General features: G+C 75.9%; 7 protein-coding genes. All 7 read left to right on the top strand.

What is annotated here, in order from left to right:
- Window positions 1-20 precede the first annotated feature (20 nt).
- The 7 genes from VSR01_RS30820 (at window position 21) to VSR01_RS30850 (ending at window position 17,379) form a co-directional block, all read left to right on the top strand.
- Complete coding sequence (locus VSR01_RS30820) at window positions 21-1,964, top strand: glycoside hydrolase family 5 protein (RefSeq protein ID WP_442785727.1); 1,944 nt, start codon at window positions 21-23, stop codon at window positions 1,962-1,964.
- 1,272 nt (window positions 1,965-3,236) lie between these two features.
- On the top strand, window positions 3,237-5,204 hold the full coding sequence (eccCa, locus tag VSR01_RS30825; protein ID WP_326452297.1) for a type VII secretion protein EccCa: 1,968 nt from the start codon (window positions 3,237-3,239) through the stop codon (window positions 5,202-5,204).
- A 20-nt stretch (window positions 5,205-5,224) separates the two neighbouring features.
- Window positions 5,225-7,183: a type VII secretion protein EccCb gene (gene eccCb / locus VSR01_RS30830; RefSeq protein ID WP_326452298.1), complete on the top strand. Its 1,959-nt coding sequence runs from the start codon at window positions 5,225-5,227 to the stop codon at window positions 7,181-7,183.
- A 199-nt stretch (window positions 7,184-7,382) separates the two neighbouring features.
- Window positions 7,383-8,783: a type VII secretion integral membrane protein EccD gene (eccD, locus tag VSR01_RS30835; protein WP_326452299.1), complete on the top strand. Its 1,401-nt coding sequence runs from the start codon at window positions 7,383-7,385 to the stop codon at window positions 8,781-8,783.
- Between the two features lie 28 nt (window positions 8,784-8,811).
- Window positions 8,812-10,152 carry a type VII secretion protein EccB gene (gene eccB / locus VSR01_RS30840; RefSeq protein WP_326452300.1) on the top strand — a complete coding sequence of 447 codons (1,341 nt, stop codon included), beginning with the start codon at window positions 8,812-8,814 and terminating at the stop codon, window positions 10,150-10,152.
- Window positions 10,145-13,984 (top strand): hypothetical protein, encoded by a 3,840-nt coding sequence (locus tag VSR01_RS30845; RefSeq protein WP_326452301.1) that lies wholly within the window; start codon window positions 10,145-10,147, stop codon window positions 13,982-13,984. The genes eccB and VSR01_RS30845 overlap by 8 nt, the downstream gene beginning before the upstream one ends.
- The gene (locus VSR01_RS30850) at window positions 13,981-17,379 is read left to right on the top strand and encodes a right-handed parallel beta-helix repeat-containing protein (protein ID WP_326452302.1); all 3,399 of its coding nucleotides are present in this window, start codon (window positions 13,981-13,983) and stop codon (window positions 17,377-17,379) included. The genes VSR01_RS30845 and VSR01_RS30850 overlap by 4 nt, the downstream gene beginning before the upstream one ends.
- The last annotated feature ends 15 nt before the right edge of the window (window positions 17,380-17,394 follow it).

Here is a 17,394-nt window from a genome sequence, read left to right on the forward strand (position 1 = left end):
CCCTGTCTCTGTCCCTGTGCATGGCCGCCGGACTGCTCCTCGCCGCCACCGGTGCGAGCGCCACCGCCGGAGCCGGCGCCTCCACCCGGGCGCCGGCCGCAGCTCCGGCTACCGCGGCGCCGGCCGTCACCCCTGCGGGCGCGTCGGTCCCCGGCCCGACCGCCGCTCCCGCGGACGTGTCCGCGTGGTACCCGCCGCTGTCCACCCGAGGCCGGTACATCGTGGACGCCCACGGCGACCGCTTCCGCCTCAAGGCCGCCAACTGGGACGGCGCGCAGGGCTCCTGGACCGGCAGCGGCGACATCGCCGACCCGGCGAACCACCACGCCGGCCAGGACTCGTACGGCATCCCGCTCGGCCTCGACCGCGTGCCGCTGGCCCAGTTGACGGCCGACTTCCACGACCTGGGACTCAACAGCATCCGGCTGCCGTTCTCCAACGAGATGGTGCACAGCACGACGCCGGTGCCCGACCGGGCCGTCGCGGCCAACCCCGCCCTGCGCGGCGACACACCGCTGCAGGTGTTCGACGCGGTGGTGGGCGCGCTCAGCGACAGCGGGTTCGCCGTCATCCTCAACAACCACACCACCACCTCGCGCTGGTGCTGCGGACTGGACGGCAACGAGCGCTGGAACACCAGCCAGTCCACCCGGCAGTGGGCCGACGACTGGGTGTTCATGGCCCGTCGCTACGCCTCGGTGCCCGGCGTGGTCGGGGCCGATCTGTACAACGAGGTCCGCAGGAACGCCCTGGACGACCCCAACTGGGGCCTGGGCGACGACCACGACTGGTACGCCGCCGCCCAACTGGCCGGCGACCGCATCCTCACCGAGGCGAACCCGCGGCTGCTCATCGTCGTCGAGGGCATCAACTGGACCGGTCTGCCGGTCGACGGGCTGCCGCACGGCCGCCCGATGCTCACCCCGGTCCGCGCCCTCTCCCACACCCTGGTGGACAGCCACAAGCTCGTCTACTCCGCGCACTTCTACGGGTACACCGGGCCGCACCACAGCGGCGCGACCGGCATCGGCGAGACCCACGACCCCCGCTACCGGGACATGACCCGCGCGGAGCTGGACCAGGCGCTGGACGACGAGGCGTTCTTCGTCGAGCAGCCGGAACAGCACTTCACCGCGCCGGTGTGGGTCAGCGAGTTCGGCGCCGGGGCCGACGAGACGGACGCGGCCACCCGCGCCTGGTTCGCCGACATCACCGACTACCTCGCCGACCACGACGCCGACGTCGCGTACTGGCCGCTGGTGGGCTACCAGGGCCACGACACCTGGGCGCTGCTGAGCTACGACACCGCCGGGAACCGTACCGGCATCCTCGACCCGGGGGACTGGCGGGCGGCCGGCTGGCAGCACCTGACGGCCGCCGCCGGCGTCACCGGCCCGGTCGCGCCGGTCCCGGTCTGGCGGATGCTCAGCACCGACCACGGCGACGCCGTCGAGTCCCTGCGCGCGCGGGCGGCCGGCGACTGGGACCCCGGCGCCTCCAAAGCGGTCTGCACCGACGGGCTCCGGCTGATCGGACTGAGCCACGACGGCGGCCGCGGCCTGTGCACGGACGCGGGCGCGCCCGATCCGCGCGCCGACGCCGGCGGCCAGAGCGTCGTGACCGACGAGAGCTACGTCCCGCCGGGCGGCGACTGGGCGAGCGGGTACACCAAGTTCCAGTGCCCGGCGGGCGACTTCCTGATCGGCTACAGCCTGCGCGGCTCGCGTGTCTCGGCCGCCCTGTGCGTGCCGGGCCGCACCGCCCTGGCCGGCGCGGGCCGCACGGTGTGGTTCGACCGGTCCGACGCCCGGCCCGCGGACGCGGCGGGGGGCGACTTCGCGGTGGGCCACTACAAGGGCCAGTGCGCGCGGGACGAGTACGCCGCCGGGATCGCCTTCACCACGCGGGTGGGCAGCGCCCAGGGCCCCGCCGCCTTGTTGTGCCGGGCGCTGGACGCCTCCTGACGGCCCGTCCGCACATTTTCACCATCGCGCGATGACGCGAACATGCCCTCCATCGGGCGGCCGGTGAATTCCGGCCACCCCGCCGAACGGCCCCGCCAAACCGCCGCCCGACCAAACGGCCGGTCGTCCGGAAATCCGGCCGACACCGCGGCGCCGTCCGGCGGACGTGACGCCCACCGACCATTGGTCTGGACCAGATGGAGACGCCGGTGCCCCCTTTCTTCCGTACCGGTCGGTAGTCCCGGCCTGCGCGGACGCCCCTGTGTGCGGGCCCGCGCCGCCCGGCGGCGCACCGAATTGCGCGCCGTGCTTGACGGCTTTTCAGAAGGGGAAATGCCGTGCCGTGAAATCAGCCCGCCATCATGTGTTCATCCTCCCCGTGTGCCGCGGTGATATGCGGAAACGAATATGCGGATGTCGGGGCCTGGTGATTCGGCTCCCGGAAATATCGGCTGCGGACTCGCCGTGCGGCGGGCCGGGCCCCGTGGGGACGTCCGATCCGCCGTGTGCGGGGCCCGTCCTCCGTCCGCGCCCGTGCGCGCCGGACCGGCCGCCCGCGCCGCTCGGACGGGTTTGGCGCGGGTCGGGTCGAATGCCCTGATTGTTCCTCCTCAAGTTTTGCTCAGAGAATGCCGTCGGCGGATCAGGTCCGCGTTCGCGGAAGGTGTGGGGAACGGGCGCGAGCACGCTGGGAGAAGTCACCGATTCGGGCCCGCGGGCTGCCCGTTGTGGCCCTCCTGGATGACCGGTTGCACGATGAAAAAGTCGATGTAACACCACCGCGCGGGTCGCCGCGGCGCTCTGCCGGCTCCCGGACGTCGTCCGTCCCCGGGCCGCCAGATCTCCGTCGACCCTCTCCTCACCTGCGACGATGACCCAGGCCGAGAGCGCTGCGGCGGCCCGGTCCCGGCGCGTTCCGCGTGAAGGCCGCAAGAAGCCCGGGGTGGGCAGGATTGAAGGGGATTCGCCGGGGAATACTGTCCTGCTGCGCTCGGGCCGGCCTTCCTTTGGAGTTCGGGGGAAAGTGCCTTCTTCGGGCCCGATGTCGCCTCCGGGGCGGTGCCCGGCAACTCGGGCGGCCATGCGTCGCCTTAGCGTGCCCGGCGCCGTGGAGGGCCGCCGGGAAAGGGAATTGGGGGCTGTTGCAAGGCGGGCGGATTCCCTATAGTCGCTGCGGTAACGGGGTGGCATGTACACCACTGCGCCGCATTGGGAGTCGCCGCTTTGAGTACGAAACCGGTGAAGCGTTCACCTCGCCGCGACGGGCCGCCGATGCCCGACGGGCAGACGGAGCTGGCCGAGCCTCCGGTACTCGGTGAGCCGGCCGGTGCGGATTTCAGCTCCGCCCTGATGTACCTGCCGATGGGCCTGGGCGCCGGCGCCATGGTGCTGATGTTCAGCGTCCGCAGTATGGGCCCGACGACGTACATGATGTCCGGGATGATGGGCGTCGCCATGATCAGCATGACGCTGACCCAGGTGGGCCGCCAGGGCGCCGAACGCCGCCGCCGGATGCGGGCCGAACGCCGCGACTACCTCCGCTACCTGGCGCAGAAGCGCCGCCAGGCCAGGACCGCCGCCGCCGAGCAGCGGGCCGCCCTGCTCTGGGACAACCCCGACCCGCGCGACCTGTGGGCGTTCGCGATGGGACCGCGGCTGTGGGAACGCCGCCCCAGCCACGAGGACTTCGCCCGGGTCAGGATCGGCCTGGGCATCCGCCGCGCGGAACTGGTGTTCCTGCCGCCCCAGACCAAACCCGTCGAGGACCTCGAACCGCTCACCGCGATCTCGCTGCGCCGCTTCACCAAGGCCCACCAGACCGTCCCCGACCTGCCCATCCCGGTGGCGCTGCGCCGCTTCACCCGGGTGGAGTTCGCCGGCGACGGCCAGGAGGCGCTCGGCCTGATGCGGGCGATGGTCGCCCAGCTCGCCGTCCTGCACGCGCCCGACGAGATGCGCATCGCGGTGCTCGGCAGCCCCGCCGCCCGCGCCGAGTGGGACTGGGTCAAGTGGCTGCCGCACAACGCCCACCCCGAGGAGCAGGACGACGCCGGCCAGGTCCGGCTGGCGGCCGGCGACCACGACGAGCTGATGGCACTGCTCGGCCCCGAGGTGCGCGACCGCCCCGACCACGACCCCGACGCCTCGCCGAACGTCACCGAGCCCTTCGTGGTGGTCATCGCGCAGGGCGTCCACCTGCCCGACAGCGCCCGGCTGGTGAACGAGGGCCTGCGCAACACGCTGCTGCTGGACGCCACCGGCGCGCTGCGCGGCGGCGAGGGTGTGCTGCGGCTGACGGTGCGCGACGGCACGGTCAGCTTCCCCGCCGGCGACGACTCCTCCGCATCGGCCACCGCCGACACGCTCAGCGCCGTGGCCGCCGAGACGCTCGCCCGGCGCCTCGCGCCGCTGCGCACCGGCGGCACCGTCGACCTCACCGAACGCCCGCTGGAGTCCGACTTCGACCTGACGTCGCTGCTCGGCATCCGCGACCCGCGCACCTTCGACGTGGCCGGCAAGTGGCGGCCGCGCCAGACGCAGTCGGCCCGGCTGCGGGTGCCGCTCGGCGTCACCGAGGACGGCGAGGTCGTCGAGCTGGACCTCAAGGAGTCCGCGCAGGGCGGTATGGGCCCGCACGGCCTGCTGATCGGCGCCACCGGCTCCGGCAAGAGCGAACTGCTGCGCACCCTGGTGATGGGCCTGGCCGCCACCCACTCCTCCGAGGTCCTCAACCTCGTCCTGGTCGACTTCAAGGGCGGCGCGACCTTCCTCAACATGGACCGCCTCCCGCACACCTCGGCCGTCATCACCAACCTCGCCGACGAGATCCACCTCGTGGACCGCATGCGCGACTCCATCAACGGCGAGATGATCCGCCGTCAGGAACTGCTGCGCGAGTCCGGCCACTCCTCGCTGCTGGACTACGAGAAGGCCCGGCTGGCCGGCGCCACCCTCGCGCCGCTGCCCTCGCTGCTCATCATCGTCGACGAGTTCTCCGAACTGCTCGCCAGCAAGCCGGAGTTCGTCGACCTGTTCGTCTCCGTCGGACGCCTCGGCCGCAGTCTCGGCGTCCATCTGCTGCTCGCCTCGCAGCGGTTGGACGAGAGCCGCATCCACAAGGTGGAGGGCCACCTGTCCTACCGGCTGGCCCTGCGCACCTTCTCCTCGATGGAGTCCCGCAGCGTCATCGGCGTCTCGCACGCCTACGAACTGCCGCCGGCCCCGGCAACGGCTATCTGAAGGTCGACACCACCAACCTGGTGCGGTTCAAGGCCGCCTACGTCTCGGGACCCGCCCCCGAACCGGCCGGCGGGACCGACCCGGCGGCGGCGCGGCTCGCCGCCCAGGAGGTCGCCGTCTTCGGCCTCGACCGCAGCGGCGAACTCCTCTCGCAGCGGGCCGAACAGGCCGCCGCGCTCGCCGAGGCGGCCAGGGCGGCCGAGGAGCGGGCCCGTCCCAAGGTCGGCCCGGACGGCGAACCGCTCAGCGAGGAGAGCCTGCTGGAGGTGCTGGTCGACCGGCTGGAGGACGCCAGCCCGCCGGCCCGCCAGGTGTGGCTGCCGCCGCTGGACTCCTCCGTCAGCCTCGACCAGGTGCTGCCCGCCATCGTGCCGGACCCGCACCGCGGCATGAGCGCCGCCGACCATCCCGGCACGGGCGCGCTGCGCTTCCCGCTCGGCATGGTCGACAAGCCCTACGAGCAGTCCCGCGACCTGCTCACCGCGGACCTGTCCGGAGCGGACGGCCACATCGGCCTGGTCGGCGCGCCGCGCACCGGCAAGTCCACCATGCTGCGCACCCTCATGCTGTCCCTGGCGCTCACCCACACCCCGCAGGAGATCCAGTTCTACTGCCTGGACTTCGGCGGCGGCGGCCTGGTGTCCACCTCGGGCCTGCCGCACGTCGGCTCGGTCGCCACCCGCCTGGACCGCGACCGGGTGCACCGCACCGTCGCCGAGCTGACGCAGCTGCTGGAGCGCCGCGAGGCCGCGTTCGCCGCGCGCGGCCTGGAGTCCATGGCCGGCTACCGGGCGCAGCGCGCGGCCGGCGACCTCGACGACCCCTACGGCGACGTGTTCCTCGTGGTCGACGGCTGGGGCACGCTGAAGCAGGACTACGAGGACATCGAGCCGCGCGTCATCGACATGGCCGCGCGCGGACTGTCCTTCGGCATCCACGTCATCGGCTCCGCGGTGCGCTGGTCGGAGTTCCGGCCCCGGCTGCGGGACCTGCTGGGCACCAAGTTCGAACTGCGGCTCGGCGACACGCTGGAGTCCGAGGTCGGCGCGCGGGCCGCGGCGGCCGTGCCGCACCAGCCGGGACGCGGCCTGACCTCCAGCGGCCACCACTTCCTCGCCGCGCTGCCCCGCCTGGACAGCTCCCCGCACACCGAGGACCTCACCGCCGCCACCAAGGAGGCGGTCGCCGAGATCGACGCGTTCTGGACCGGCCGCCCCGCGCCCGGCGTGCGACTGCTGCCCAGCCGGCTGTCCACCGCTCAACTCCCGCCCCCGGAGGGCGACCTGCGGGTCTGCCTGGGCTGGGACGAGCAGCGCCTCGAACCCGCCTGGCACGACTTCTCGGTCAACCCGCACCTGATGGTGTTCGGCGACAACGAGACCGGCAAGACCAACGTGCTGCGGCTGATGGTCGACGCCATCACCTCCCGCTACACCCCCGAGGAAGCCCGCATCATGGTCGCCGACCCCGGCCGCGGCCTGCTCACCGCGGTCCCCGAGGCGTACCGGGTCGGCTACGTCGTCGACAGCGAGGCGCTCGGCCAACTGGCCGCGAGCGCCGCCGTGTCGGTCGGCAAGCGGGTGCCCGGCGCCGACATCTCGCCGGAGAACCTGGCCCGCCGCGACTGGTGGAGCGGCCCGCTGCTGTTCGTGCTCATCGACGACTACGACCTGTTCTCCGGCGCGCCCGGCTCCCCCTCGCCGATGACGCCGCTGGTGCCGCTGCTCGCCCAGGCCCCGCACATCGGACTCCACCTGGTGGTCAGCCGCAGCACCTCGGGCGCCATGCGGGCGATGATGGACCCGGTGCTGCGCCGCCTGTGGGAACTGGGCAACCCGGCCCTGCTCTTCTCCTACCCGAAGGAGGAGGGCAAGTTCATCGGCGAGGCGAAGCCGCGCACGCTGCCGCCCGGCCGGGCCCAACTCGTCACCCGCCGCTCGGTCAAGCTCATGCAGACCGGACTGGTGGCCGCCGAATGAGCCGATCCCGCCCATCCGCCGCGCCCACGGCCGTCCCTACCGCGCCGGCCCCGCGTCCCGCAGCGGCCGTCCGTGCGACGGCAGCCGCCCGCGCCGCTGCCGGGCCCGCACGCCGTACCGCCGCTGCAGGGCCCGCACGCCGTACCGCCACCGCCGGTCCGCGGGCCGGCGCCGCACCCCACCGCACAGGAGCGTCGCGATGACCACTGCCTCCGTGGTTCCCGCCGCCGGGACCGGCACCGAGGTGTGCCGGCTGACCGTCCTCGGCCCCGGCGGCAAGGCCGACCTCGCCGTCCCCGTCACGCTGCCGGTCTCCGCGCTGCTGCCGGTCCTGGTCGAGCACGTGGTCTCCGACGTACGCGACCGGGGCGCGCCGTGGGCGCTGCAACGCCTCGGCGAGCCGCCGCTCGACCCGGACGGCACCCCCGCCGGGCTCGGCCTGCGGCACGGCGACGTGCTCCACCTGCGGCCGGTCGACGAGCCGCTGCCCACGCTGCACTTCGACGACATCGCCGACGGCGTCGCCCACGTGGTCGGCGCCCAGCCGGGACGCTGGCGACCGGAGCTGACCCGCGCGCTCGCACTGACCATGGCCGCCCTCGCCGTCGCCTTCCTCGCGCTCGCCCTGGTCAGCGGCGGTCCCGGCGACTTCGCCGGCTACGGCTCGGGCATCACCGCGGTGCTGTTCGCGGCGGCCTGCGCGGTCGGCGCCCGGTTCACCGCCGACCGCGGCGCGGTGCTGACCGCGGGCATCGCCGCGATGGCCATGGCCGGACTGGCCGGACTCGCCTTCCGGACCGGCCCCGGCGGCGGCTTCGACCCCGGCGTGCCCGGCCTGCTGGTCGCCGCGGGCTGCGTCACCGCCGTCGCCGTCGCGCTGATCGCACTGCGCGCCATGCCCTTCCTGCTGCCCGGCACCGCGGTCGTCGTCGCCGCCGCGGCGGCCTCCGCCATCGGACTGCGCGCCGCCTTCGACTGGCGGGCCGGCCAGGCCGTCGCCGTCGTCGGGGTCGCCCTCTTCGTCCTCGGCCACTTCGCGCCGCGCATCTCGCTGCGCGCGGCACGGCTGCGGGTCCCGCAACTCCCGCACAACGCGGCGGAGTTGCAAGAGGACACCGACCCCGAGCCGCAGGAGCGGGTGGAGCGCCGGGTGGCCGCCGCCACCTCCTACCTGGACGCCCTCAGCATCGGCTTCGCGCTGTCCTTCGCCGTCGTCTTCTGGTTCACGACCCGCGAACACGGCTGGATCGGCTGGGCGTTGCCGCTCGTGCTGGGCGCCGCCGTGCTGCTGCGCTCGCGCGGCCTGTCCGGCACCCTCCAGCGGGTGCCCACCGTCGTCGCCGCCGGCGCTGGCCTCGCGCTGCTGCTCCTGCAGCAGTGGACCACCGGCGGCCCCGGCCAGCGCGGCGTCGCCGTCGCGCTGCTGGCGCTGACCGCCGTCGCCCTGCTCGCCGCCGCCTGGCGGCTGCCGTCCACCCGGCTGCTGCCGGTGTGGGGCCACAGCGGCGACATCGCCGAACTGCTCGTCGCGATGGCGCTGCTGCCTCTGCTCCTGCAACTGCTGCACGTGTACGCGCGGTTGCGCCACATGACCAGCTGACCCGCCGGAACCGAGAGGAGGACCGCACATGCAGACCCGACGCGACCACGTCCAGGCGTACCAGTTCGCCGTCGGCCGGCTGGCCACCGCACTCGTCAGCGGCGACCCGGGCCGCGGCGACAGCCCCACCCGCCGCGCCTCGCTCGGCACCTTCTTCGGCGTCGGCATCGTCGTCCTGCTGTGCCTGGGCTTCGGCGTCTACGGCCTGATCTCCCCGGCCCCCGACCACTCCTGGCGCGCCTCGGGCGCGTACATCGTGGAGAAGGAGACCGGCAACCGCTACCTCTACGTGGACGGCGTGCTGCGCCCGGCCCGCAACTACTCCTCGGTGCTGCTGCTCGCCCGCGACCACACCGCGCACACCGTCTCCCGCGGCGACCTGGACGGCATCCCGCACGGCGCCGCCGTCGGCATCCCCGGCGCGCCCGACGAGGTGCCCGCGCCCGCGCAGGTCCTCGGCGGCTCCTGGACCCGCTGCCTGCGCCCGCGGTTCCCCGGCGGGCAGAGCGTCGACTTCAGCCCGGCGGCTGCCACCACCGCCTACCCCGACGACCGGCAGGCGCTGCTGGCCGGCGCCGACGGCGCCCGCTACCTGCTGTGGCAGGGCGTCAAGTACCGCGTCCCCGACCAGGCGACGCTGGTCGCGCTCGGCCTCGACACCGACCGTCCGACGCCCGCCCCCGCCGCCTGGCTCGCCGCCGTGCCGACCGGCCGCGCGCTGACCGCGGTACGCCCCGCGGGACTCGGCAAGCCCGCGGGCACGGTGGACGGACGGGCCGTCACCGTGGGCCAGTTGTTCACCACGACCACCACGGCCGGCGAACGCCACTACTACGTGATGACCGAGGCAGGGGTGGCCCGTACCACCGCCACCGAGGCCGCGCTGCTGGCCGCGCAGCCGCACGTCCCCCAGCCGATGTCGGTGCGGGCCGCCGCGCTGGCCGCCGTCAGGCTCGCCGACGACCCGGTCATGGCGGGCGCGCTGCCGGACGTCGCGGGCGCCCCCGCGGTCTCCGCCGACGGGCAGGCGGTCTGCCTGGCCCAGCACATCGACGGCGCCGCCCTGGACACCCGGATCGTCCTGGAACGCGGCGCCGCCGCCTCCGGCGCCCGCCCGGTCGTCGTCCCGCCCGGGCACGGCCTGGTCGTCCGCAGCCGCGAGGACGCGCTGCACAAGGTCACCCACCCCAGGACGTACCTGGTCACCGACGACGGCAGCGCCTACCGGCTGGCCGACGACGACGTCACCGCCGCCCTGGGCCTGTCCGGGCTGGTGTCGATGCTGCCCGACGAGGTGATCGCGCTGCTGCCGACCGGGCCCACGCTCACGATGCCCGGCTCGACGGGCGGGGGAGGCGGCCGTGTTTAAGGGCATACGCTCCCTGCTGCCGCCCGGCCAGCCGCTCCAGTGCCACCCGGCCGGCCACGCGCTGCTGGTCCAGCCCAAGGGGCGCACCGACCCGGCCGCCCGCCGGTTCGCCGGAGCGCTGGCCCCCGACGACCAGCACACGGTGGTCGTCGTGGACGTGCCCGGCGCCGCCCCCGACACCGTCGCGGAGGCCACGGCCCGCGCGCTGGCGGACGTCGGCGGCAGCCTGCGGCTGGTGTTCGGCGGCGGCACCGCCGCGGAGATCCGCAGGGCCGGACAGCGGATCTGCGACGAGTTGGGCACGGTCGTGGTGGTGCCCGACGGCGAGGTGGTGCCCACCGCGGGCGGCGGCCTGTACATCCCCGGCGGGCGCGGCACCGGATGGCTGCGGATGCGGCCCGGCCGCCCGGCCGAGCACGACTCGATGGGCTTCCCCAAGCCCCGCTGGCAGTACTCGACGCTGGACCGGCCCTGGGTGACCAGCCCGTACGCGGTGGTCGAGCCGCTGCCCTGCGGGGTGTGGGTGCGCGGCGCGCTGCCCGAGGCCGCGGACGACAACCGCCGCAGGCTCTTCGGCCGGCTGGCCGTCGACCCGGACGTGATGACCGTGGTCCTGGGCTGCCCCGGCGGCCCCGCGGTGCCGCTCGCGGACGTCGTGCGGTTCTGGGACACCGTGCTGCCGACGACCCGGTCGCGCGTCCGCTTCGTGCACTTCGGGCCGGTCGCGCTGCCCCAGGAGGGCGAGGCGCTCGGCCAGCAGCTCGCCGACGCGCTGGAGCACCAGGTGGTGCTGTACACCGGGATGAGCGGTGACGAGCGCGCGGGGGAGGGGGAGGCAGGGGAGCCGGCTGCCGGGTCCGGGAACGCGGTGTCCGTGGGCGCGGACGGGGCGACCGACGCGGCGGGCGACGCGGCGCGCGGGCGAACGGGTGCCGGGCGATCGGGTGCCGGGCGATCGGGTGCCGGGCGCGCGGGAGCCGGGGCGGGCGGGCACGACCCGGCGGCGTACGACGGGACGGCGCCGGACGGGATGCCGGCGGCCGGGGGCGAGGCCACCGCGGGCCGCGGCGCCTTCGTCCGCGAACTCCTGTACACCCCCAGGGGCGAGCAGGACGCACCGCCGCCGCCCGCGCTGCTCGGCGTGCGCGAGCCGCTGGCCGGCTTCCCGTCGCTCGCGCCCGGCGTCTACGAGTACGCCTTCGACGCGGTGCTGGAAGTCGTCCAGAGCGGGCTGTGGATGCGTCCGCAGACCGAGCCCGTCGACGCCGACGACGTGCGCCGTATCGCGGCCGCGCCCGGCGACCGGCTCTTCCTCTACCACCGGGGTACGCCGGACGTGGCCGCGCGCATGCGGGCGCTGGCCGAGGACGCGCTGTGGCGGCTCGGCGCGGCGGCCCGCGAGGCGTTCGTGCTGCGGCCCGCCGACGATCCGGCCGTCGACACCGGCGCGTGGTACGCCGAGCCGATCGCCGTGCCCGACGCGCGCGAAGCGGTGACCGCGGCGATTCCGCCGCCCGCCCGGCCGGCGGGCACCGCGCCCTGGGCGGTGGAGGCCGCTCAGGCCGCTCAGGTCGCGGAGGTCGCGGAGGTCGCGGAGGCGGCGCAGGTCGCCGCGTCGGGCGCCGCCGAATCCGGCGCGCCGGCCGCCGAGTCGCGGCACGCGGCCCCCCGCGAGGCGGTCGCGGCGCCGTTCGAGCCCGAGGTGTGGGCGTCCGCCGCGGAGGATCTGGCCGCCCCGGCCCCCCGGCCCGCCCCGGCCGAGCCCGCGCCGCCGCGCCCCCCGGAGACCCTGACCGCCGCCCTCCCCCTCCCCGACGGCTGGACCCCGTCCCCCGCCACCGAGTCCGCGGCGATCGCGGACCAGGCGGAGCCGGTCGCGGCGGCGGTGTCCGCGGGGGCCGCGGTGTCCGCGACGTCCGCGGTGTCCGCGGTGTCCGTGGCGGACGGCGGACCTGCCGAAGCCGCGGCGGCGGACGCTGACGCGGCGCCGGAGTACCCCGCGTGGTCGGCGGCGAGCGCGGAGCTGCTCCCCACCCCACGCCGCACGGCGGACCACACCCCGGACGCCGAGCCGGTCGGCCCCGCCGGGCCGGAAGCGACGCCGGACGACGAGCCCTCGACCACCGCGTGGCCGCCCGTCGACAGCGAAGCCCCGGCCGGCGCCGACCAGTTGGCCGAGGACGCGAACGCGGACGCGGCGCCCGAGCGGGGCGGCCGGCCACCGACCGACACCGAAACTCCCGACCCCACGGGGAAGTCGCCCGCGGACACGGAGGGGGACGTCGCCGGCGCGGACCCCGCCCCCGCGCGGCAGCCGGCCGCGGGCGGGGGCGCCGACGCCGAGTCGGCGGCCGGCGGCGAAGTCCTGGGCGGGGACTGGTCGTTGTCCGCCGGCGTCGGGTCCGGGCGGCCGGAGGCTGGCGGTACGGGCCCCGGGCACGCACCGCGCTCGTCCGCCGACGCGGGTGCCGGGCCCGAGGGGTCAGCGCGACCGGGGGCCGTACCGCAGTCGCCCGCGCCCGCCGCGGACGGTCACCCGCCGCTGGGCTCCTCTCAGTCGGGTGAGCCGCTCCCGTCGACCGCTTCCGGGGCGCCGTCGTCGCAGGTGCCCTCCGTGTCCGGTTCCGTGGCCTCGGGTGCCGCGGTGTCGTCCGCCGCGGCACCGCCTGCCGCGCCTGTCGCGCCGCCCGTTGCGGCTCCTCGGCCCGCGGGGCTGCGGCTGGAGTCCGCCGGGGCGTATCCCGCGGCAGGGGGTGTCGGGGACGCCGCCGGCGGGCCCGCCGCGCCCGTCGCCCCGGTCGTCCCGACCACCACTGCGGCCGCCCCGGCCGAACCCACCGCCGCGGGCGCGGAGGGCGTGCGGGTGCAGCCCGTGCCGAAGGGGGCGGCCTGCGCCGTGCCCCCGGAGCGGGGGATCGAGCGGGAGCGGGACTGGGTGCGCAAGACGTTCCGCGCGCAGTTCGACGTGGCGGCGGGCACCGTCTCGCGGGTGATCTCGCAGGTGCCCGGGCTGCGCGGGGCGAGCCGCGAGAAGGCGTCGGACGCGCTGATCGACCTGGTCGCCGTGCGGCTGTACCTGACCGGGAACAGCGCGGGGGTGGACGCGTCCGTGCGCTCCGCGCGGGTCGGCCCGCACGTGCCGCTGGCCCGCTGCGTGGCCTCCGGGCTGCGCCGGCTGCCCTCCTTCCGCGGCACCGCCGTGCTGGGCGCGGAGCCGACCGACGCCGAACGCGCCTGGTACCGCGACGGCCGGCTGGTGACCGAGTGGGCGTTCTGCCCGGCCGTCGCGCTGCCCTGCGACGACCTGCCGCCGCACCCGCGCTTCGTGGTCTGGTCGATGACCGCGCGCCGCACCGCCCTGCTGGACCCCACTGTCCCCGACCGGGTGGTGTTCCTGCCGGGCACGACGTTCAAGGTGCTGCGGCCGGCCGCCTCCGCGGCCGACCCGGTGCTGATCCGCGAGGTGGCGGCGACCGAGATCGGCGCGGACGGGCGGGTCACGCCGGGGCGGTCCGCGCTGGACGACCTCGCGCTGGAGAGCCTGGAGCGGGCCGTCGCGGCCCTGGCGCAGGCCCGGGACGCGGCGCCGGCCGCGGGCGGGACGGACCCGCGCGAGACGGACCCGCGCCGACCCGCCGCGCCGCAGACCCCGCCCGGCCTGATGCCCGCCGCGCGCCGGCAGCCCGCCGGAACCCGCGGCGCCACGCCGACCGCGCCCACCGCCCAGGGCGCGCAGGGCGCATCCACCGCACCCACTGCACCCACCGCACCGACCGCACGACCGAACGGACCCGCGCGGGGCAGCGCGGCACACGAGGGGGCGACGCTGTGAACCGGCAAGTGCTCGTGGTCTCGCCGGACCGGCCCGGCGCGTACCGCACGCTGACCGAGGCGCTCGCGGACGCCGCCGAGGGCGCGCTGATCACCGTGGGCCCCGGCCGCTACGACGAGGCGCTGCACCTGGTGCGCACGGTCACCCTGGCCGCCGAGGGCGAGGGCGGCACGGCCCATGTGCACGCCCCGGCCGGCAGCACGGTGGTGGTGGACGCCGAGGCCGTGCAGATGTCCGGGCTGCTGCTCACCGGCTCCGACCCGGAGGCCCCGGTGCTCGACGTGCGCCGCGGCCAGGCCGCGCTGGACGGCTGCCGGGTGGCAGGCGAGGCGTGGACCGCGGTGCTGGCGTGGGACGCCGGCACGGTGGCGCTGCGCGACTGCCAGGTCTCCAACCCCCGCGGCGCCGGCGTGGTGCTGACCTCCGGCGGCGGCAACGTCGTGGAGCGCACCACCGTCTCGGAGGCCGGCTCGTCGGCCGTGGTCGTCGCCGAGCAGGGCCGGCTGACGCTGCGCTCGTCCACCCTGGACCGCGCCGCCGGGAACGGCCTGTGCGTCAACGGCCGGGGCGCGGTGGTCGTCGAGGCCACTCGGATCACCGGCAGCGGCAAGCCGGCGCTGGCCGTCGAGCAGGACGCCCGGGCCGCGTTGAGCCGGGTGGAGGTCAGCGGCAGCGCCGGCCTGGACGCGTACCTCGCCAGCACCGCGGACGTGACGCTCTCCGACTGCGTGTTCACCGGTTCGCGCGGCGAGGCGGTGTACGTCAAGGACTGCGCGCCGGTGCTGCGCGACTGCGTGGTCACCGGCGCGGCCCAGGTCGGGCTGCACGCGGCGGCCGGTGGCCGGCCGGTCCTGGAGCGCTGCCGGATCGAGGGCACCCCGGTCGGCGCGCTGGCCGAGGACGGCGCCGAGATCACCGCGACCGGACTGACCGTGCGCGGCGCCGCGACCGCCGCGCTGCGGCTGGCCGGCGGAACCGCCCGGCTGACCCGGCTGTCGGTCGCCGACGGCGGCCCCGCCGTGCAGGCGCTCGGCGGCGCGCTGCTGGAGATGGCCGAGGCCGAGGCCGCGGTGACCGGGAGCACCGGTATCGAACTGGGCGAGCGGGTACGGGCCCGGCTGTCCGAGGTACGGCTGCGGGCCGGCGGCGGCCCCTCGCCCGTCCCCGCCCTCGCCCTGGCGGACTCCGCGCACGCCGAACTGGACGCCTCGACCGTGGAGGGCGCGGCGGTCGTCGTCGGCACGGACAGCGAACTGACCGCCCGTGACAGCGAGTTCCTCGGCTCCGACAGCGACGGCCTGCGGGTCGCCGGCGGCACGCTCACCGCGGTCGGCTGCCGGGTGCACGGCGCCCGCGGCCACGGCGTGCTCGTCGCGGCCTCCTCCCGCGCGGAGTTGACCAACTGCACCGTCTTCGACAACGAAGGCGAGGGCATCCGCACCGAGACCACCGAGCACGTCGGCGTCCAGGACTGCGAGGTCCGCGACAACTCCGGTGACCCCGGGGGCCGTTCCGGCGGCGGGCGACCCGGCGGCGCCCGGTCCGGCGACCGGTCTGGCGGTCAGGCCGCGGTCGGCCCGGCCGGCGCAGGGGGCGGCGCGGGACCGGCCAGACTTCCGGTCGTCGGCGCGACCGGCGTCGGCCCGCTCGCCGAACTCCAGTCCCTGGTCGGCCTGGAGAGCGTCAAGCGCGAGGTCACCGGCCTGATCGACCTGAACAAGATGACCAAGCGGCGCACCGAGATGGGTCTGCCGATGCCGCCGATGCGCCGGCACCTGGTCTTCGCGGGCCCGCCCGGCACCGGCAAGACCACCGTCGCCCGGCTGTACGGCGCGGTGCTGGCCGAACTCGGCATCCTGCGCCAGGGCCACATCGTGGAGGTGGCCCGCGCCGACCTGGTCGCGCAGATCATCGGCGGCACCGCCATCAAGACCACCGAGGTCTTCAACAAGGCGCTGGGCGGCGTGCTGTTCATCGACGAGGCGTACACCCTGACCAACCAGTCCCGCGGCTCGGGACCGGACTTCGGCCAGGAAGCCGTCGAGACGCTGATGAAGCTGATGGAGGACCACCGCGACGAGATCGTGGTCATCGTCGCCGGCTACTCGGCGCAGATGGACCAGTTCCTCGCCTCCAACCCCGGCATGGCCTCCCGCTTCGCGCGGACCGTCGAGTTCCCCAACTACGAACCGGACGAACTGGTCACCATCGTCCGCGGGCTGTGCGCCAAGCACTACTACGAGCTGGACGACAGCGCGCTGGAGGCGCTGAACCGCTACTTCGTGGAGGTGCCCAAGGGCGACACCTTCGGCAACGGCCGCGTGGCGCGCAAGATCTTCGAGGAGATGATCGGCCGCCAGGCCACCCGGCTCGCCGCGGGGCCGCCGCAGGACGACAGCGCGCTGAGCGTGCTGACCGGCGAGGACGTCACCGAGCCGGCGGCCCCCGTGACCGGCGACGCCGATCCCGAGCTGCCCGAACTGCCGGGCCTGCGCCGGCTGGCGTCGATGACCGGCCTGGACACCGCGCGTTCCGCGCTGCGCACCCGGCTGCGCGCCCTGGCCAAGGCCCGGCAGCGCGGCGGCGCCCAGGCCGAACCGCTCTCGGTGCGCGCCAACATCGTCCTCGAAGGCCCGCCGGGCAGCGGCCGCCGCTCCCTCGCCGCGCTCTACGGGCGCTGCCTGGCCGAGCTGGGGCTGCTGCCGACCGGCGCCACCCGGCACATCCGGCTGTCCTCGCTGCCCGCCCGCTGGGCCGAACAGCCCCTGCTGCGCCTCGCGTCGGCGCTGGAGGAGAACGCCGGCGGGCTGCTCGTGCTGGAGTGGACCGAGGCGTTCGAGCAGCGCAGCCCGCAGTCCCGCGAAGCCGTGCTGGACGCGCTGGCCCGTATCGTCGCGGTGCCGGGCGACACCGTGCTCGCGCTCATCGGCACGCCGGAGCACCTGATGGGCCTGATGCGCGAACGCACCGACGTCGCCCGGGGATTCGCCGAGTACGCGCGCCTGGAGCCGTACACGCCGGAGCAGAGCGTGGAGCTGGTGCGGCGCCGACTGCGGGGCTACGGCTTCCAGTTGGACGAGGACGCGGCGCAGGCGCTGGCCGAGACCTTCGGCCGGTCACCCGACCCGGCCGGCGCCCACCGCGCCCACAGGCTCGCCGAGAGCCTGGCCGCGAGCGCCCGCGCCCGTACCGTCACCACCGCCGATCTGCCGCGCCGGGCCGCCGAGCAGGCGCCCGTGCTCCCCGCGGCGCCGGCCGCCCCGGCGCCGGAACCCACCGCGCCGCCGCAGTCCGCGCCCGCACCGGCCACCCCCGAACCGCCCGCGCCCGCACAGCCCGCGCCCGCACTCTCCGAACCCCCGCCCCAGCGGCCCGAGCCGCTGGCCCGGCTGTGAGCTTCCGGTCCGCGG

It is taken from the genome of Actinacidiphila sp. DG2A-62, from assembly GCF_035825295.1.
In the GTDB taxonomy this organism is placed as follows: Bacteria; Actinomycetota; Actinomycetes; order Streptomycetales; family Streptomycetaceae; genus Actinacidiphila.